17 protein-coding genes and 4 pseudogenes are annotated in these 16,937 nt (G+C 61.4%); 16 read left to right on the top strand and 5 right to left on the bottom strand.

Annotated elements, in window-relative coordinates:
• The first annotated feature begins 86 nt into the window (after positions 1–86).
• The 8 genes from ACPYOP_RS25575 (at position 87) to ACPYOP_RS25540 (ending at position 7,146) form a co-directional block, all read left to right on the top strand.
• Positions 87–1,136: an alpha/beta fold hydrolase gene (locus ACPYOP_RS25575; RefSeq protein WP_481413071.1), complete on the top strand. Its 1,050-nt coding sequence runs from the start codon at positions 87–89 to the stop codon at positions 1,134–1,136.
• A gap of 113 nt (positions 1,137–1,249) precedes the next feature.
• Positions 1,250–1,990: a response regulator gene (locus ACPYOP_RS25570; protein ID WP_481413070.1), complete on the top strand. Its 741-nt coding sequence runs from the start codon at positions 1,250–1,252 to the stop codon at positions 1,988–1,990.
• A complete protein-coding gene (locus ACPYOP_RS25565; RefSeq protein ID WP_481413069.1) occupies positions 1,987–3,309 on the top strand; it encodes a sensor histidine kinase in 1,323 nt (440 codons plus the stop codon). The genes ACPYOP_RS25570 and ACPYOP_RS25565 overlap by 4 nt, the downstream gene beginning before the upstream one ends.
• Positions 3,310–3,495: 186 nt before the next feature.
• Positions 3,496–3,912, top strand: a complete 417-nt coding sequence (locus tag ACPYOP_RS25560) for an organic hydroperoxide resistance protein (protein WP_481413068.1) — start codon at positions 3,496–3,498, stop codon at positions 3,910–3,912.
• Between the two features lie 314 nt (positions 3,913–4,226).
• The gene (gene minC, locus ACPYOP_RS25555; RefSeq protein WP_481413067.1) at positions 4,227–4,958 is read left to right on the top strand and encodes a septum site-determining protein MinC; all 732 of its coding nucleotides are present in this window, start codon (positions 4,227–4,229) and stop codon (positions 4,956–4,958) included.
• Positions 4,959–4,987: 29 nt separating this feature from the next.
• Positions 4,988–5,803 (top strand): septum site-determining protein MinD, encoded by an 816-nt coding sequence (minD, locus tag ACPYOP_RS25550; protein ID WP_481413066.1) that lies wholly within the window; start codon positions 4,988–4,990, stop codon positions 5,801–5,803.
• Positions 5,800–6,060, top strand: coding sequence for a cell division topological specificity factor MinE (minE, locus tag ACPYOP_RS25545; RefSeq protein ID WP_481413065.1), 261 nt, complete (start codon positions 5,800–5,802; stop codon positions 6,058–6,060). The genes minD and minE overlap by 4 nt, the downstream gene beginning before the upstream one ends.
• Positions 6,061–6,375: 315 nt before the next feature.
• Positions 6,376–7,146 (top strand): polysaccharide deacetylase family protein, encoded by a 771-nt coding sequence (locus ACPYOP_RS25540; RefSeq protein ID WP_481413064.1) that lies wholly within the window; start codon positions 6,376–6,378, stop codon positions 7,144–7,146.
• Between the two features lie 18 nt (positions 7,147–7,164).
• On the opposite strand, the gene ACPYOP_RS25535 is transcribed toward ACPYOP_RS25540, so the two are convergent.
• Positions 7,165–7,737 (bottom strand): TetR/AcrR family transcriptional regulator, encoded by a 573-nt coding sequence (locus ACPYOP_RS25535; protein WP_481413108.1) that lies wholly within the window; start codon positions 7,735–7,737, stop codon positions 7,165–7,167.
• A 2-nt stretch (positions 7,738–7,739) separates the two neighbouring features.
• Positions 7,740–7,895: pseudogene (locus ACPYOP_RS25530) on the bottom strand (helix-turn-helix domain-containing protein); the annotation flags it as partial.
• 126 nt (positions 7,896–8,021) lie between these two features.
• On the opposite strand from ACPYOP_RS25530, the pseudogene ACPYOP_RS25525 reads away from it, so the two are divergent.
• From ACPYOP_RS25525 to ACPYOP_RS25490, 8 genes and pseudogenes are all read left to right on the top strand, one after another.
• Positions 8,022–8,743 (top strand): annotated as a pseudogene (locus tag ACPYOP_RS25525) (SDR family oxidoreductase).
• Between the two features lie 35 nt (positions 8,744–8,778).
• Positions 8,779–9,090 (top strand): Atu4866 domain-containing protein, encoded by a 312-nt coding sequence (locus ACPYOP_RS25520; RefSeq protein WP_481413107.1) that lies wholly within the window; start codon positions 8,779–8,781, stop codon positions 9,088–9,090.
• Between the two features lie 78 nt (positions 9,091–9,168).
• Positions 9,169–9,699 carry a nuclear transport factor 2 family protein gene (locus ACPYOP_RS25515; protein ID WP_481413063.1) on the top strand — a complete coding sequence of 177 codons (531 nt, stop codon included), beginning with the start codon at positions 9,169–9,171 and terminating at the stop codon, positions 9,697–9,699.
• A gap of 185 nt (positions 9,700–9,884) precedes the next feature.
• Positions 9,885–10,040 (top strand): annotated as a pseudogene (locus ACPYOP_RS25510) (IS110 family transposase); the annotation flags it as partial.
• Positions 10,041–10,630: 590 nt separating this feature from the next.
• Positions 10,631–10,942: pseudogene (locus ACPYOP_RS25505) on the top strand (hypothetical protein); the annotation flags it as partial.
• Positions 10,943–11,584: 642 nt separating this feature from the next.
• Positions 11,585–13,393, top strand: a complete 1,809-nt coding sequence (locus tag ACPYOP_RS25500) for a diguanylate cyclase (RefSeq protein WP_481413062.1) — start codon at positions 11,585–11,587, stop codon at positions 13,391–13,393.
• A 108-nt stretch (positions 13,394–13,501) separates the two neighbouring features.
• Positions 13,502–14,563, top strand: a complete 1,062-nt coding sequence (locus ACPYOP_RS25495) for a serine hydrolase domain-containing protein (protein ID WP_481413061.1) — start codon at positions 13,502–13,504, stop codon at positions 14,561–14,563.
• 2 nt (positions 14,564–14,565) lie between these two features.
• Positions 14,566–15,117 carry a GNAT family N-acetyltransferase gene (locus ACPYOP_RS25490; RefSeq protein ID WP_481413060.1) on the top strand — a complete coding sequence of 184 codons (552 nt, stop codon included), beginning with the start codon at positions 14,566–14,568 and terminating at the stop codon, positions 15,115–15,117.
• A gap of 56 nt (positions 15,118–15,173) precedes the next feature.
• Here ACPYOP_RS25490 and ACPYOP_RS25485 read toward each other — a convergent pair whose 3' ends face one another.
• The 3 genes from ACPYOP_RS25485 to ACPYOP_RS25475 all read right to left on the bottom strand — a co-directional run bounded on the left by ACPYOP_RS25485 (position 15,174) and on the right by ACPYOP_RS25475 (position 16,820).
• The gene (locus tag ACPYOP_RS25485; RefSeq protein WP_481413059.1) at positions 15,174–15,593 is read right to left on the bottom strand and encodes a thiol-disulfide oxidoreductase DCC family protein; all 420 of its coding nucleotides are present in this window, start codon (positions 15,591–15,593) and stop codon (positions 15,174–15,176) included.
• A 222-nt stretch (positions 15,594–15,815) separates the two neighbouring features.
• Positions 15,816–16,070, bottom strand: coding sequence for a GCG_CRPN prefix-to-repeats domain-containing protein (locus tag ACPYOP_RS25480; RefSeq protein WP_481413058.1), 255 nt, complete (start codon positions 16,068–16,070; stop codon positions 15,816–15,818).
• 174 nt (positions 16,071–16,244) lie between these two features.
• Positions 16,245–16,820 (bottom strand): phosphatase PAP2 family protein, encoded by a 576-nt coding sequence (locus ACPYOP_RS25475; protein ID WP_481413057.1) that lies wholly within the window; start codon positions 16,818–16,820, stop codon positions 16,245–16,247.
• Positions 16,821–16,937: the final 117 nt, after the last annotated feature.

Below are 16,937 nucleotides of genomic sequence, written 5' to 3'. Positions count from 1 at the left end.
CATTCAAAACCACGCGACTGGCGACACATCGGCGATACATGCGGCTGGCTTTCTCAACCTCACGATCCAATCGACAGGAGAGACAGATGTCTGAGGAAATCAATCACAATCGCCGCCGCTTCTTTGGTGTTGCCGCCATCGCCGTCGCAGCCGCCGAATTCGGCCTGCCCGCGATCGCCGGCGCTGAGGAAAAGACTTCCGCTTCGACCCTGCCGGCGGTCAAGGCCGGGAGCCACACCTCTTTCGACGCGCTGAAGCAGATCGATGCGGGCGTGCTCAACGTCGGTTACGCCGAAGCCGGCCCGGCCAATGGCCCGGTCGTGCTGCTGCTGCACGGCTGGCCCTATGACATCTACAGCTTCGTCGATGTCGCGCCGCTATTGGCCGGTGCCGGCTACCGGGTCATCATTCCCTATCTTCGCGGCTATGGAACCACCCGCTTCCTATCGAAGAAGACCCCGCGCAACGGCCAGCAGGCAGCCATTGCCGCCGATATGATCGCGCTTCTCGACGCGCTGAAAATCGAAAAGGTTGTCGTTGCCGGTTATGACTGGGGCGGCCGCACCGCCGACATCATGGCCGCGCTTTGGCCCGAGCGTTGCAAGGCGCTGGTGTCGGTCAGCGGCTATCTTATCGGCAGCCAGGAGGTCAACCGCAAGCCGCTGCCGCCGAAGGCCGAGCTTGCCTGGTGGTATCAGTTCTATTTCGCCACCGAGCGCGGCCGCCTCGGCTATCAGGAAAACCGCCACGATTTCGCAAAGCTGATCTGGCACACCGCCTCGCCGCAATGGGCTTTCGACGACGCCACCTTTGACCGCTCGGCCGCCGCTTTCGATAATCCGGATCATGTCGATATCGTCATCAACAACTACCGCTGGCGGCTGGATCTTGCCAAGGGCGAGGCGAAGTTCGATGCGGTCGAAAAGAAGCTTGCCGCGGGGCCGGTGATTTCGATCCCGACGATCACCATGGAGGGCGATGCCAACGGCGCGCCTCACCCGGAGCCTTCGGCCTATCGCGGCAAGTTCTCGGGCAAATATGAACATCGCACCATCACCGGCGGCATCGGCCACAATCTTCCCCAGGAAGCACCGCAAGCCTTCGCCCAGGCTGTGATAGATGTTGATCGTTTCTAGTTCGGCGGTAGTGTGCGAGTGGGCGCCGGCATAGGCCGGCGCCCGTTGCCGTTGGCGCGACGAAGGATGACTATTCGTAGGTTGGTGCTTACGATGTTGAGCGGGAAATCAAAATGGAGCATGTCGACCATATCCTGATCGTGGATGACGATCGGGAAATCCGCGAGCTGGTGTCCAGCTATCTGAAGAAGAACGGCTTGAGGGCGACGACGGCCGCCGACGGCCGCCAGATGCGCAGCTTTCTCGAGGCCAATTCGGTCGATCTGATCGTGCTCGACGTGATGATGCCGGGCGACGATGGCCTGGTGCTGTGTCGCGAGCTTCGCGCCGGAAAGCACAAGGCGACGCCCATCCTGATGCTGACGGCGCGCAGCGACGAAATGGACCGCATTCTCGGGCTGGAGATGGGCGCGGACGATTATCTGGCAAAGCCTTTTGCCGCCCGCGAACTTCTTGCCCGCATCAAGGCGGTTCTGCGCCGCACCCGCATGCTGCCGCCCAACCTGCAGATCAGCGAAGCCGGCCAGATGCTGGTCTTCGGCGATTGGCGGCTGGATACGGTCGGGCGTCATCTGCTCGACCGGGATGGAACGGAGATCACGCTCAGCGGCGCCGAATATCGCCTGCTGCGCGTCTTCATCGACCATCCGCAGCGAGTGCTCAATCGCGATCAGCTGCTGAACCTGACGCAGGGCCGCGACGCCGATCTCTTCGATCGGTCCATAGACCTGCTTGTCAGCCGTCTTCGCCAGCGGCTGGGAGACGATGCGCGCGAACCGGCCTACATCAAGACGGTCCGCAGCGAAGGCTATGTCTTCTCCGTTCCGGTGGAAATAACGGAGCTTCGCCCATGACCATGGCGGACCTGTCAGGTCGCCGGCCATGGTGGCCCAGCACCTTGCGTTCGCGCATTTTTCTGATCCTGCTCGCCGGCCTGGCGATTGCCTACGGCCTGTCCTTCAGCGTGCTCTACATCGAGCGTTACATGTCGGCAAAGGCTGTTATGCTCGGCACGCTGGAGAGCGACGTCGCGACCTCGATCGCCGTGCTCGATCGCCTGCCGGCGGACGAGAGGGCGAATTTCGTCGATTGGCTCAGCCGCGGCAATTATAATTTCGAACTGGGCAACGGTCTGCCCGGTGTGCCCGATACCTCCGCGCATGGCGCGGAGATCGCCGCCAAGATAGAAGAGGCGGTCGGTCATCGTTTTCCCATCCGCATGGAATCGATACCGGGTCCGGTCATGCGTCTGCAGGCGCATCTCAATTTGAGCGATGGCAGTCCGCTGACGATCGACGTCACGCCGAAGGGCGTCATGCCGATCGCGGCATGGCTTCCTTATGTCTTCATCGTCCAGATGCTGCTGATCGTCTTTTGCACCTGGTTCGCCGTTCGCCAGGCTATCCGTCCGCTCGCCGAGTTTGCCGCCGCGGCCGATGCGCTGGATCCCAACAAGAAGAGCCAGGCATTGAGCGATCGGGGGCCAAGCGAAGTGGCCCATGCCGCCAAGGCCTTCAACGCCATGCGCGATCGGATCGCGCATTATCTCGAGGAGCGCGTGCAGATTCTCGCAGCCATCTCGCACGACCTGCAAACACCGATCACGCGCATGCGGCTGCGCGCCGACATTGCCGATGATTCGCCCGAGAAGACCAAGCTGCTGCAGGATCTCGGCGAGATCGAGCGTCTGGTGCAGGACGGGATCGCCTATGCGCGCAGCGCTCATGGCAATGGCGAGAAGAGCGCGCGCATCGATCTTGCCTCCTTCATCGAAAGCATCTGCTACGACTATCAGGACACGGGCAAGTCCGTCGAAATTCTCGGCCTCGTTTACGGAACGGCGGCAACGAAGCCGCATGCCCTTCGCCGCATTCTCACAAACTTCATCGACAATGCCCTAAAGTTTGCAGGCGCGGCGGAAATCGCCGTGGACCGTCGGGATACGGGGCAGGTTGCGATCACGGTTCTGGATCGCGGTCCCGGCATTCCGGAGGATCAGATCGAGGCGGCCATGCAGCCCTTCTTCCGGCTGGAGCAGTCGCGTAACCGCAACACCGGCGGCACGGGACTTGGGCTTGCGATTGCCCAGCAACTTGCCCAGACGCTCGGCGGCTCCGTCAGGCTCTATAACCGCGAGGGCGGCGGCCTGGCAGCCGAAGTCGTTATTTCCTGACGGTTCTTGCGACGATTTCCAGGCTCTTTGTAAGCAATTGTATCCAGTCTGTTGGAGCCTACGTTCTGTGACACTTCCGGCGATTCCGGAAACACGGCGGATACGTCGATCCATCAAAACCACTCCGTCAGCAGACGTCGCCCCAGACGACATAACAAGCCGGGCGACGCAACAAAGGAGTGTTCCATGACCAAGATCGACAAGGTTCTCTACACCGGCAGAACGCACACCATCGGCGGCCGCGACGGTTTTGCGCGCAGCGATGACCACCAGCTTGATATCAAGCTTTCGCCTCCCGGCAGCGCGCATGCCGGCACCAATCCCGAGCAGCTCTTCGCTGCCGGCTGGTCGGCTTGCTTCATCGGAGCCATGGGCCTAGCTGCGGGCAAGCGCAAGATCAAGCTGCCGGCCGATCTCGCCGTCGATGCCGAAGTGGATCTCGGCACCACGGAAGGCGCCTATTTCCTGCAGGCACGCCTGACCATCAGCATGCCCGGCATCGAGCCTGAGCTGGCACGCACGCTGGTCGAAGAAGCGCACCAGACCTGCCCCTATTCGAAGGCGACTCGCGGCAACATCAATGTCGAGCTGAAGCTCGCCTGAGAATCGCTCAAGCGTGGGTATTGCGCGCCGCTCCGGAGGATGCGGCGTGCAGAATCGTTAATTTTTATCGCATCGGATATCAAGCAAGGCAACGTCTGCCTTGCGCCTGGAGGATCACATGAAGGCTGTCATTCTTCTCCTTGCTGGAGCTGCGATTTTCGCCGCTCCATGCGTCTACGACCCCAGTTCCAACGAGCCTTCGGCGCTCGCGAGCATCGCCGTTTTGTGGGGCGGTTCGGGCCCGAATGGAAGCCCGCGTTAACCACTTGTTAACCATATCGACGGTACACAGGATCAACGATTTATTCACATAGATGACCAAAGTGCTAACAGACGCTCGTTCGATCCGTATCAAGGGCCGCTCCTTTCTTGCGGTCATGCTTTCGCCGGATCTTCCGCTGGATCAGTGGTTGATCAGGCTTGACGACCTCGCAGCCCGTTCGGCCGGCTTCTTTTTAGGGCGGCCGGTCGTGCTCGACATCACTGACCTGTCGATCGACAAGGCGCAGCTCAAGGAGCTGATTGCAGAGCTTTCGGCCCGCAATGTCAGCATCATGGGCATCGAGGGTGGGCGCCCGTCGATCGCCGGGCCTGGCATGCCGCCAATACTGAAGGGTGGGCGTCCGGCTGCGGATTTTGAAGTTAACGAGACCGAGCCGGTCGTGGAGCGCCGCAACAGCGAACCCAAACAGGCTCCGCCGGAAATTAGGCCGGTCACGCAGTCGCTGATCATCCGCGAGCCGGTGCGTTCGGGTCAGTCGGTGATCTTTCCCGAGGGCGATGTCACCGTCATCGGTTCGGTGGCCTCCGGAGCTGAGGTCATCGCGGGCGGATCGGTCCACATCTATGGCGCCCTTCGTGGCCGCGCCATGGCAGGCTCGATCGGCAACGCCTCGGCGCGAATCTTTTGCCGCAAGCTCGAGGCCGAGCTGCTGGCGATCGATGGCATTTACAAGATGGCGGAAGACATCGCACCAGGCCTCAGGGGGCAGGCCGTTCAGCTCTGGCTGGATGGCGAAACGATCATGGCCGAAAAACTAATCTGAGCCGAAGCCGGCCAAAACAGGAGAGCGAGATGGGCAAGGTAATCGTCGTCACATCAGGCAAGGGTGGAGTTGGAAAGACGACTTCGACGGCCGCATTGGGGGCGGCTCTGGCACAGAGAGGCGAAAAGGTCGTCGTGGTCGATTTCGACGTCGGCCTGCGCAACCTCGATCTGGTCATGGGCGCGGAACGCCGCGTCGTCTACGATCTCGTCAACGTCATCCATGGCGATGCCAAGCTGCCGCAGGCCTTGATCCGCGACAAGCGGCTGGAGACGCTCTTCCTGCTGCCGGCTTCGCAGACCCGCGACAAGGACAATCTGACGCCTGAGGGTGTCGAGCGCGTCATCAACGAGCTCAGGAACTATTTCGACTGGGTCATCTGCGACAGCCCGGCGGGCATCGAGCGCGGCGCAACCCTTGCCATGCGCCATGCCGACGTCGCCGTCGTCGTCACCAATCCGGAAGTATCATCGGTGCGCGATTCCGATCGCATCATCGGCCTGCTTGATGCCAAGACGCTGAAGGCCGAGCGCGGCGAGCGCATGGAAAAGCATCTGCTGCTGACCCGCTTCGATGCCGGCCGCGCCGAACGCGGCGACATGCTGAAGGTCGACGACGTGCTGGAAATCCTCTCCATCCCGTTGCTCGGCATCATCCCGGAAAGCACGGACGTTCTGCGCGCTTCCAACCTCGGCTCGCCGGTCACGCTTGCCGATGCACGCTGCGCGCCGTCGCTCGCCTATTTCGAAGCCGCGCGCCGTCTTGCCGGCGAGCAGCTGCCGATCACCATCCCCGGCGAAAAGCGGGGTATTTTCGGCAAGATCTTCGCAAGGAGGGCCGCATGAGCATTTTCGGACTGTTCCGCAAGCAGAGATCTGCACCGTTGGCGCGTGAGCGTCTGCAGATCCTTCTTGCCCACGAGCGCGCCTCCGTGGGCTCGGATCTCGTATCCGTGCTGAGGGAGGAAATCCTCGCCGTCATCGCGAAGCATGTCCAGGTCGATCGCGACAAGGTGCAGGTGAAGATGGATCGCGATAAGGATGTCTCCATGCTGGAGATCGATGTCGAGATCCCGCGCGATGCGGCCTTGAAGGCCGCCTGAGGCAAGCCCCAGCACCGCGCATGTGTGCGAATGATGCCACATGGTCTTCCCATGTGGCAGAGCTGCGAAGTTTTTCGAAGCTTGCCCTTGTAAAGGGTGTGATTCGCGATTATCTGCTGGCCATCACCTGTATCGATGGCCTGCCGCTGACATTTCCGTGTCGAGCCGGTGTTCGCTGTCCGGGTTAAAAAGCAAGGGCGCTCCCCAGAAATGGGTAGAGCGCCCTTTGCTTTTGTCGCGTTCGCAGCCCTTTTCTTGTCCGATGCGATATGCCAGTTTGCGCTCATCATGCGGGGGGCGATTGGCTTGGGCGGATTGGACAATCAACGGAATGCCGTATTCTCGTGGTTGCTTGCCGGCATCTTCCTTGCTGTATGCGCCCTCGGTGCCCAGGCGGCCGACAAGACGATCTATCTCACATTCGACGACGGCCCCTTGCCGGGAACGAAGAACATTCTCGCCGTGCTGAGCGAGGAAAAGGTTCCCGCCGCCATGTTCATGGTCGGCCTGCATGTCGAAACCATTTCGTCCGGGCGCGACCTGCTTGCCGAAGCCAAGGCCATGCCGCTCGTGACCGTCGGCAATCACAGCTACAGCCACGCCAACAATCGTTACAGGAAATACTACTCCGATACCCAGGCCGTGGTGGCGGACATGCGCCATGCCAACGAAGTGCTTGGCCTGACCCCGGTCGTGCATGCGCGGCTGCCGGGCAGGGACGTCTTTCGGCTTCCCACGGTCGCGAGAGAGGATCTGTCCATCAATGTCGCGCAATGGGAGCGCGAATGGCTGGATTACGAGCTCGTCGCCGAAGCGGGCTTCTATCTCTACGGCTGGGATTTCGAGTGGGTGCACAGCGACGACGGCAAGCCGGTCCAATCGGTGGACCATCTGGTCAGCGAGATCGATCATCTCTTCCAATACGGCCGCTTCACGCAGCGTGGTAAGATGATCCTGCTGATGCACGACGAAATGTTCCAGGATCAGTTCAACGGCCAGGATAATCTGAGAACGTTGATCCGTTCGCTTCGCGAACGCGGCTATGCCTTCGGCGATATCAGAACCTACGCGCCATCGAATCCTTGAACCACTCGTATTTGTTGCTTAGGCTTGTCTCGCCGCGGCTCCCGTCGCAACCGTCAGAATGAAGTCATCGAGTTCCTGTTCCAGGCTCTCGACCGGCAGGCCGACAAAGCGGCCTTCGAGGCTGATGCTGACGACGCCGTGGACGGCGAACAGGGTTCGCGCCCGGATGGCGCGCCCCGTCTCCGACATAGTCGGCTGCAATTCTGCGAGCGGCTCGGCAATGACACCCATCAGGAACATATGCTCTTGCAGGTGCCATTCGGGGCTCGCGCGATCGTCCGGTGGCCGATGATCGAAGAGTGCCTTCCACAGATTGCGGTGCGCGACCGCGAACCGCAGATAGCCGCGCGCCAGGTTTCGCAGCCGGTCCGTCGGCGTGTGATCCCGAACCTCCGCCAGCGTCAGGGAAGCCTCGAGCGCCTTCAGCGTCGCCGAATTGACATGAATGACAAGATCGTCGAGATCGGCAAAGACCGTATAAAGACCGCCCAGAGCGCAGCCGACATCCTGCGTGACGTCGCGCGCCCTGAGATTTGAAAGGCCGTCGGCAGCGATGCGATTGCGCGCCGCCTCGATCAGCCGCAGCTGCAGATCCGGTGGACAAGGGCGATCCCGATCTCGTTTTCCAGTCGCTTGATGGTCTGGCTGACAGCAGAACGCGAAACGCCGAGCCGGTCAGCCGCGACCCGGAAATTCCGCCCCTCTGCGACGAGGACGAAGGTGGCCAGTGCATTGAGATCAAGCGTCATTGGTTAGAGAATCTAACCACTATGTCGCTCGATGGCCAGCTACTCGCGACGCTCGCTAGCGGCCATTGTCTCGTTCGTGGATCCGCACCTCGAAGCGGATCGATCGAAAGGCTTTGGAGCGAGACCATGGACAAGACCGTATTGATAACGGGTGCTTCGAGCGGCATCGGCGCCGGCATCGCCCGCGAGCTGGCAGCCGCCGGCGCCCATCTCATGCTCGGCGCCCGCCGGACGGATCGGCTTGCCGCGCTGGCGACCGAACTCAGGCAGCTCGGCGCGGAGGTCGAGTATCGCAACCTCGACGTCACCCGCCGGGATGATGTCACAGCCTTCGTCGAAGCGGCGCGTGCACGGTTCGGCCAAGTCGACGCCATCGTCAACAATGCCGGCGTCATGCCGCTTTCTCTCATGGCCTCGCTCAAGGTCGACGAGTGGGACCGCATGGTCGACGTCAACATTAAGGGCGTCCTGTACGGCATCGCCGCGGTCCTTCCGGAGATGACGTCTCGCGGCACGGGCCACATCGTCAGCATCGCATCGATCGGTGCGCTGAGCGTCTCGCCCACGGCGGCCGTCTACTGCGCCACCAAATACGCCGTTCGCGCGATCTCGGACGGGCTCGCCAGGAACGGGCCGACATCAGGGTGACCTGCATTCATCCCGGCGTGGTCGAAAGCGAGCTCGCCGGCACGATCACCGATCCCGCGGCGATCGACGCCATGAAGGCCTATCGGGCGATCGCACTTCAGCCCGACGCCATCGGGCGCGCGGTGCGGTACGCGCTGGAACAGCCAGACGACGTCGACGTGAATGAAATCGTCATTCGCCCGACGAAGGCGCCGCACTAATGTGTGCCGCACGCCTAATGCTGGCGACCGGCCTCATGTCGGTTTTCGCAACTCTCACCTGGGCAGAAACGCCAATGCAGCAAATCAATCATCCCTATGTCGGCATGTGGGTCACAGCCGACAACGCAGTCCGCCACGAGCTTTTGCCCAACGGCAGCTACGTCGAAGCCCGTGGCAACCGCGAGGGTGCCTATCGCGGACGCTACGCCGTGACCGGAACCCGGATCGAGTACTGGGACGACACGGGCTTCACCGCTGATGGCGACTTCGTCGAGCCCGACACCCTGCATCACGGCGGCATGGTCCTGCTCCGACGTGCGCGGCCGTCGACGCCGATATCTCCCTGATCTCGCCTACCGCCTCGGCAACTCGCGTCTCGGTGCCGGAGCGTTTCTTTTCCCTATTTTCGCAGAAGGAGAAATTCGATGACATTCAAGATCTTGCGCCGCCGTGTGGCGAATACCGTGTTCTGTGGAGGGTTGGTTGCGCTCGCCGCCCTCACGGTCGTTCCGATGGTCGCCACGCCGGCGCGGGCTGACACATCCGCCACGGCGCGCAACGAGATGATCGTCCGCGATGCGTTCCAGCGTTGGGCGGCAGGCGACAATGTGTTCCAGCAGCTCCTGGCGCCGGACATCGTCTGGACGATTCCGGGCTCGGGCTCCGTCGCTCGTACCTATCGCGGCATGAAAGACTTCGTCGAGAATGCTTCCATGCCGCTGGTCAGCCGCCTTGCGACGCCGCTTGTCCCGCAGGTCCAGCGTATCTGGGCGGTCGAGGACCGCGTCATGATCCGTTTCGACGCGACCGCGACGACGACCGGCGGGCACCCCTACCGCAACCAGTTCGTCTGGCTCTTCCGGATGAGAGACGGAAAGGTCACCGAGGCCGAAGCATTCCTAGATCTCGTTGCCTATGAGCAGGTCGTCGCCAATAATACGCCACGGGCGAAATAAGGACCCTCGCGCCGCGGAGACCGCAGAACGCCGCCGCTTGTATTGGGCGCGGTCACGCGCTCATCCGAGCCTTTTGAATTAGTCGTGTGTCCGCTTTTCAGTAAAATACCAGTGTCCGCTCATGATGCTGTGGACGGCTCTCCAGCCCCGCAGGAGCGTAAGCTCTCGCAGAGATGGAGGAGAGCATGGATCAGGCAGTCACAATCGGGTTGGACATCGCGAAGTCGGTCTTTCAGGTTCACGGCGTCGACCGGAGCGGCACGGTCATGGTCCGGCGGCAAGTTCGGCGAGCGCAACTGCTTTCGCTCTTCGCCAAGCTGCCGGCTTGTCTGATCGGCATCAGCCCGATCCGAGTTCGTCACATCACGATCGATTCAACGTTCGACGGAAACGCTCTAGCGGCCCTTATGGAGCTTTCGTCTAGTGTCTGCTCCCGGGCCGGCATCGAACGGCAGCTTGTGGCGCGACCCGGACCAATGGGGCAGGCACCGACGACGTCTGTATGCAGCCAAGGCCAGCGATCTGCGCGAGTCGACACCAACGACGTTGATTGCGCTCTTTGCCGTTCGGTGGGTCATTCGAAGGTTGGAGAAGGACGAACACCGTCGAGTGTGCGAGGCGGGGAAGGGGGCTTCTTTGCCCGCAGAATGGCCGCTGCAAGCTGACGATGTGCATTTGCGTTTTACCACCCGTCGGACAGGTCGGAGTAAATTCTCAAGCTCCTCATTTCAGAGGGAATTCAGATCGAGGCGTGATCCATCGTGTTTCAGAATGCCCGTGGGGTATCGAGCGGGATTATTATGGAGAAGCCCAGGCGCAGTTCACGCAGACGATCGGCAAGCTCAAGGCAACGGTTCGCGCGTCCGAAGCGCGATTGCAGGAGTTGCAGCGCGGCGAGCGCCTGGCGCGTGCAACCCAGCAGACACAGAGACTCAATGACGCCTGCCACGACAATTCCGACCTGGCAACGCTCGATGAGGCCGAGGAAACGCCTGGTGCTTTGAGCGTCGTCTCGTCCGTGCCCGACGCCAAGAAGGGCGAGCGTCTTGTGCTTCTGACCGATGCGCCGGATGCGACCCGAAGCGATTTTCTGGCATTCGCAAAATCGAAGGGCGCCACGGAAATGATGGTCCCCGCCGAAGTCACCGTCGGTAAGGTGCCGGTCCTCGGTTCCGGTAAGGTCGATTTCGTGACGGCGCGTGCAATGGCTTTGGAAGCTCAGTCGCAGTCACAGGCGGCGTAAGCTCTCGCTCCTGAAACAGGGGAGCGGCCAATGGTTTCAGCCATCGGCCGCTCTTTGGTGAGCGACGATGCCGCCGATGCTGCTTGCCCCCTGTTCGGAGGGAGCTATTCAGGAAAATTGGTTAAGTTCGAACGTCGAATTCATCGACACTGTGCGAGATCTGAACAACAATTGCTTCAAATGCGGCCAATCTTGGCCAGGATTCAATTGAGATTTTTGCGATGGATGTTCCAAGATGGGGCAGTTACTTGTGGAACTTAACCTTGCGTTTGCCAGCTTCCAGTCAGCCTATGGATTGCCGGTTTGAAAATCGATTTGTTGTCGGCGCTGTCGTACTCACCCCTGACGACAGCCGGGAGTCTCGGAGGCGGCCCTCAGCTGCGGCCGAGATTCCCGTCAGAGGATACCAATGCCGATCGGCGGGTGCCCAAAAGAGTGAGAAAGCGGCTTGAAAATATCGGGGTGTCGGAATCCAGCCATTCGCCATGGTCGTGGATTGGATTGGCGGGGATGTGCGCTACGGAGGTCCGGAATAGGCTTTCCTCGCCGCTTATTCACGCTTTATCATAGAGGCTGATGTCACAACTGAAGGCTCGAGAGGAGTACTTCGGGAATGCATGAGCGAGGCGCAGGGAACGGCAGATGAGAATTACGACGATTACGAATTGGGCCTACGGCATCACCGTCGTCCTGACCGTGCTGTCTGCCGTGGCATTCATCCTCTCGGCCCGAAGCGCCATTCAGGAAAGGCAGGCAGTGGAGCAGCATCTGCTGCTGACCAGCATGGGCGAGGAACTTGCGCTCGCAGCCGAAGAGACGACGGACGAGGCTCGTCTCTACGCCATGCGCGGGGAGGCGAGGCATCTCGATGCTTTCACAGTCGACGAGGGCGAGGAGCGCCGGCGCGATGCTGCGCTTAATTCCCTGCGCGGCTCGGGCATTCCCGACGCCGAGCTTCAGGTCGCCGAGCAGGTGGTGGCCAATGCTGAAGCACTGGATAAGATTGAGGAAGGGGCGGTGGCCGCCTATGGGGGCGGCAATCAGGCGGGTGCGCGCGACACGCTGTTCGGCCCGGAACACGAGCGCATCCAGATCGCTCTCCTCAACGGTGTCCGCCAGTTTCGCGCCATGGCAACAGCGCGCACCGAAGCGGCCGTGCGCAGCGCTCAGGCCCGCAGCGATCTATGGGCCAATGTTGCCAAGGTGATGCTTGCCTTGACCGCGGCGGTGTTTCTCGGCGTGCTCTATTTCATCATGCGCCGCCGGGTTGCCTTGCCGCTGATCCGCATGACCGGGATCGTCAACCGGCTGGCCAAGCAAGACTATGCCGTCGAAGTGCCGGCCGACCGCCGCCGTGACGAAATCGGCGAGATGAACGACGCCATACAGATCTTCCGCGAGAACGGGCTGGAGCGGAACCGTCTCGACGCCGAGCGCAAGCGTGACCTGGAGACGAAGGATCTCATCCTACAGATGATGCATCGCCTGCAGGCCTGCTACGCTCAGAACGAGCTTGCCGAAGTCGTCGCGCTGTTCGTGCCGCAGATCTTTCCGGGCATCGCCGGATGCCTCTATACGATGAACGAGAGCAGGACTGCGCTGACGGAAGTCAGTCGGTGGCTGGAGCCCGCCCATACCGAGACGTCCTTTCCCGCTTCGGCCTGCTGGGGGCTGCGTCGCGGCCGGCCGCATGTCAGCCATGTCGCGGAGAATGATATTCCCTGCCAGCATCTGGATGGTTCCGGCATCCCCGGCCTTTGCGTGCCTTTGACCGCGCTCGGCGAGGCGATCGGCCTGCTTTATTTCGAAGATCGATCGAAGGATGCCGCTGCCGCCGATGCGCCGCGGCTCTACCTGGAACTGATCGCCGAGAATATCGGCCTTGCGATTGCAAACCTGCAGCTGCGCGACAGGCTGATCAACCTCGCCGTGCGCGACGCGCTGACGGGCCTGCTCAACAGGCGCTCCCTGGATGAGATGCTGAACAATCTTTACCGGGATCATTCAGCCCGCACGGTCATCTGCATGATGATCGACATCGATCACTTCAAGCGCTTCAACGACGAGTTCGGCCATGATGCCGGCGACGAAGTGCTGCGCCATGTCGGGCAGATCGTCGCCGATACGGTCGCCGAAACCGGCACGGTCTATCGTTTCGGCGGGGAGGAGCTGACGGTCATCGCTACCGACATGGCCGACGAAGCCGGTTTCGCGCTGGCCGAGCAACTGCGCGCGCGCGTCTTCGCCACGCCGTTTTCCTATCGCGCGCGCATCGTCGGGCCGCTCTCCGTCTCCATCGGTATTGCCTCATCCCCGGCTTCTGGACCGGCCAAGACATTGATCAATCGCGCCGATGGGGCTTTGCTGAAGGCAAAGCTCGACGGACGCAACAGGACGGTAGCGGCCTTTGCAATGGAGGCGGAAGAAGAGCGGAAGATGGGGCAGAGCTGATTTTAGATGGTTGCGAATATGGCCCGAAATCCGGTTTTGCCGCCTTGTCGAATGCGCGTCCCGATTGTAGCTTGAGGCTGGAAATCGCTTAAATGGAGGGCGCGGTTTATGGGCATGACGCAGAATGCTTCGGATAGCGAGATCCTGCAGTCGGTAGGCTTCGATCTGGCCCTTCATCGCAAGTTTGCGGCTGGCATCGAATCCGGCTTGCTGCGCGATCTGCATGTCGTGCTTGCCGCTCGTTCCCAGCAGATATTCATGGAGTATTACGGCGTTGGTTCCGATGAAAATTGGGGCGCCCCGCTCGGCGACGTCGCCTTCGATGCGGATACGCTGCACGATCTGCGTTCGGTCACCAAGAGCATTACCGGTCTTCTTTATGGCATCGCACTCGACGGAGGATTAGTGCCGCCAGCGGACGCATCCCTCTATGAGCAGTTCCCGGAATACGACGATCTCGCCGGAGATCCCGCACGCGCCAGGATCACCATTGGCCACGCGCTGACGATGACGCTGGGGATGGAGTGGGACGAAGATCGTCCCTATACCGATCCGCTGAACAGCGAAATTGCGATGGAGAATGCGCCGGACCGATATCGTTTCGTCTTGGAGCGTCCGGTGATCGCCGAGCCGGGAACGCGTTGGATTTACTCCGGCGGCAGCGTTGCGCTTGTGGGGGCGATCATCGAGCGCGGCACGGGCAGGCGCTTGCCCGATTTCGCACGAGAGATTCTCTTCGAGCCGCTCGACATCGCGAAGTTCCACTGGTCGGCCGGCTATGACGGCGTGGCGTCGTCGGCGTCCGGATTGCGGCTTACGGCACCCGATTTGCTGAAGATCGGCACGCTGTTCCTCCAGAAGGGCGTGTGGAACGGCCAAAGGATCGTCTCGGAAGAGTGGATCGCGCAATCGCTGGCGCCGGCGATTTCGACCGGGGACGGTTTGGACTATGGCATGCTGTGGTTTTGCGGCGAGGCACCCGCGCCGGCATTTGCCAATCCACGCCCCTGGCATGCGGGCTTCGGAAACGGCGGTCAAAGACTCTGGCTGATGCCCGATGCGGGAATTGCCGCCGTCATCTATTCCGGCAAATACAATGCATGGGACGCCTGGATAACGCCCACGCGTGTCTGGCGCGAAATCATTCTCGCCAACTTCCTGAAAGTCTGAAAATGGCTGAGCCACAAGACAAGTTCCCCACGCTTGTGACGGACCGGCTGCGGCTTCGCGAAGCGAGCATGGATGATTGCGACGATTTCCATACGATGATTTCGATTCCGGAGGTCACACGGTTCTCGAACTGGGTCGATGCGCCGAAGAGGGCGCAGATCGAGCGCTCCGTTCGATGGATGATCAAAATCTTCCCCAAGGGAACGGGCTGTACTTGGATCATCGAGGACCGCGCTTCCGACCATTTGCTCGGTGCCATCCGCTTCAACAGTCTCGACCGGCACGCCAGATGCGCCGAGCTCGGATATGAGCTGCATCCCTCGGCCTGGGGCAAAGGGCTCATGAGTGAGGCGGCGAGGGCGGTCGTCCAATGTGGCTTCGACGTTTTTTCCCTCAATCGCATCGAGGCCTGGACGCTGCCGGGAAACACCGCCTCCGATCGGGTTCTTGAAAAGGCGGGGTTCCAGTATGAGGGCACGCTTCGGCAGAAGGCGCGGTTCAAAGAGGCCTTCCATGACTTTCGCATGTTCGGCTGTTTGGCCGGCGATCGCTAGAGATCGCCCGGCCTCGATAGTCTAGCCTGTTTCGCTGCCGAGAACGGGGATCTTCCTCAAAGGATGCGGCTCGCCTGGTCAGCTGTCGGCAGCCAGCATGTCTCCCGCCTGCCGAAGATGCGATAGCGGTTGCGGGCAAGCCAATGATAGATCGGGTCGCGCAACATGCGGGGCACAAGGCGCAAGAGGGACATTGCCTTCCAGGGCCAGCCGAGGCCTTCATAGATCGAAAGCACCGCGTCGCTGTCCCGCAGCACCTTTGCGCCATCGACGATGATCAGGCTGTCGGGATTGGCAGGATCTATCCCGCAGCGGCGATAAAGAGCAGCGCCGGTTTCATTCTGCATGGAGGCAAGGCGGAAGTGGCCGATGCGGTCGTGGCGAAGCACGAACTGGGCATTGGCGGTACAGAGCACGCACAAGGCGTCGAAGACGATGATCGGCCCATGGTATTCGCTGCTATTGCTATTGCTCATGTCGACGTCGCGTTTTCCGTGCCCGGTCTGCTCACAGAATTGTCCGGTTGAGCTGCCGCCGTCAATTGCACGTTTGGGAAGGCTGCCATGCCAAACCAACACAGGAGCGTGAGATTTGAATCGCAGAGCAGGTTATGGGGAGCGGAAAAGCAGGGCCTTCGATGCCCGGCGGCATGCGGCCCGATCTTGATGACCGGGCCGTGTTTCCACTGGAGCAAAGACTTAACGATAGCGCCAGCCACCGTGCCACCATTCGCGATGCACCCAGTAGCGGCGCCCGTCCCAGTAGCCTCGGCCGGGATAAAACGCGCCATAGGCCGGAACCACGGGTACGACCACGACCGGCCGTCCATCCGGGCGGCAATAGCCATAGGGGCCGCGATGGAAGCCGACGCCGCATCCGTCGCGGGCCTCGGCCGGCGAGATCGCGGCGAAGCAGGCCGTTGCTGCAAAAGCCAGCAAGATGATCTTTTTCATGATGTCCTCATTCGTCCTGGAAGAGCTTGACGCTGTTATCCCTTCAGCGCTTAAACGGCTGCGATCGGTAAATCCGTCGCTGCGTTCGATCTTTTTGCATTCACAGGAGGAAGCGGGCATTTGCGGTGCGCAAATCCGCGCAACCCTTGCCGAAGAACTGCGCTTGCCGTGGGATCAGGATCGAATTTCAAAGGTCTGGGATGCTGGGCGGGACTGTGACGGACATGCCTTTGCCGCGGGTATCGCCTTTTTGCCGACCACCGGCATGCGCCGTATCAACGCGCGCCGGACGGCAAGGATTGCCTTGTATTGCTCGCCCAGGCGCAGGCGGCCATTGGGATCATAGGCAAAGAGGAGACGCCGCCGCGCGAATACATGCGCCAGCCACAAGGCGAAGGCGACGCCGACGCCCCAGCCCATCAGCGTGTCGCTCGCCCAATGGGCGCCGACCCATTGACGCGACAGGCAGATCAGGACGCCGACCGGCATGAAGACGGGGCGAAGGCGGGGGAAGACGAGCGCCAGCGACATCGCCATGGCGCCGGCCGTGGCAGAATGTCCGGAGGGAAAGGATGCGAAGTCGGCGTGAAAGGCGAGGGGGCGAAAATAAAAGGCGCCATTCGTCAGCAGCAGTTCCGGTCTGGCGCGGCCGATGATGTTCTTGGCGAGCGAGGCGACAATGCCGCCGCCGGCGACCGCCAGGAAGACGAATGCCGCGGCGGTGGCGATGAGATCTGCGCCGGCTCGCACCGATTTGCGCAATTTGTGGGCCGGCGCGAGGATGGCGAACGGTGGCGTCGCCTTAAGCTGGGACAGGGGGCGCGTCTGGCATCGTAGCAGCCTTCACGCGTTGATTGACATGGTGAT

This window comes from Rhizobium sp. KNZ2-6A (genome assembly GCF_056755475.1).
Note: the sequence above shows the minus strand (reverse complement) of the source record. Positions and strands in the feature narration are given on the sequence as shown.

Bases quoted from the DNA above. Each gene is read 5' to 3' on its own strand.
- ACPYOP_RS25515 (WP_481413063.1), top strand. From the start codon at position 9,169: ATGACATTCAAGATCTTGCGCCGCCGTGTGGCGAATACCGTGTTCTGT.
- ACPYOP_RS25565 (WP_481413069.1), top strand. From the start codon at position 1,987: ATGACCATGGCGGACCTGTCAGGTCGCCGGCCATGGTGGCCCAGCACC.
- minD (WP_481413066.1), top strand. From the start codon at position 4,988: ATGGGCAAGGTAATCGTCGTCACATCAGGCAAGGGTGGAGTTGGAAAG.
- minE (WP_481413065.1), top strand. From the start codon at position 5,800: ATGAGCATTTTCGGACTGTTCCGCAAGCAGAGATCTGCACCGTTGGCG.
- ACPYOP_RS25575 (WP_481413071.1), top strand. From the start codon at position 87: ATGTCTGAGGAAATCAATCACAATCGCCGCCGCTTCTTTGGTGTTGCC.
- ACPYOP_RS25485 (WP_481413059.1), bottom strand. From the start codon at position 15,593: ATGAGCAATAGCAATAGCAGCGAATACCATGGGCCGATCATCGTCTTC.
- ACPYOP_RS25570 (WP_481413070.1), top strand. From the start codon at position 1,250: ATGGAGCATGTCGACCATATCCTGATCGTGGATGACGATCGGGAAATC.
- ACPYOP_RS25495 (WP_481413061.1), top strand. From the start codon at position 13,502: ATGGGCATGACGCAGAATGCTTCGGATAGCGAGATCCTGCAGTCGGTA.
- ACPYOP_RS25520 (WP_481413107.1), top strand. From the start codon at position 8,779: ATGTCGGTTTTCGCAACTCTCACCTGGGCAGAAACGCCAATGCAGCAA.
- ACPYOP_RS25490 (WP_481413060.1), top strand. From the start codon at position 14,566: ATGGCTGAGCCACAAGACAAGTTCCCCACGCTTGTGACGGACCGGCTG.
- ACPYOP_RS25500 (WP_481413062.1), top strand. From the start codon at position 11,585: ATGAGAATTACGACGATTACGAATTGGGCCTACGGCATCACCGTCGTC.
- minC (WP_481413067.1), top strand. From the start codon at position 4,227: ATGACCAAAGTGCTAACAGACGCTCGTTCGATCCGTATCAAGGGCCGC.
- ACPYOP_RS25480 (WP_481413058.1), bottom strand. From the start codon at position 16,070: ATGAAAAAGATCATCTTGCTGGCTTTTGCAGCAACGGCCTGCTTCGCC.
- ACPYOP_RS25560 (WP_481413068.1), top strand. From the start codon at position 3,496: ATGACCAAGATCGACAAGGTTCTCTACACCGGCAGAACGCACACCATC.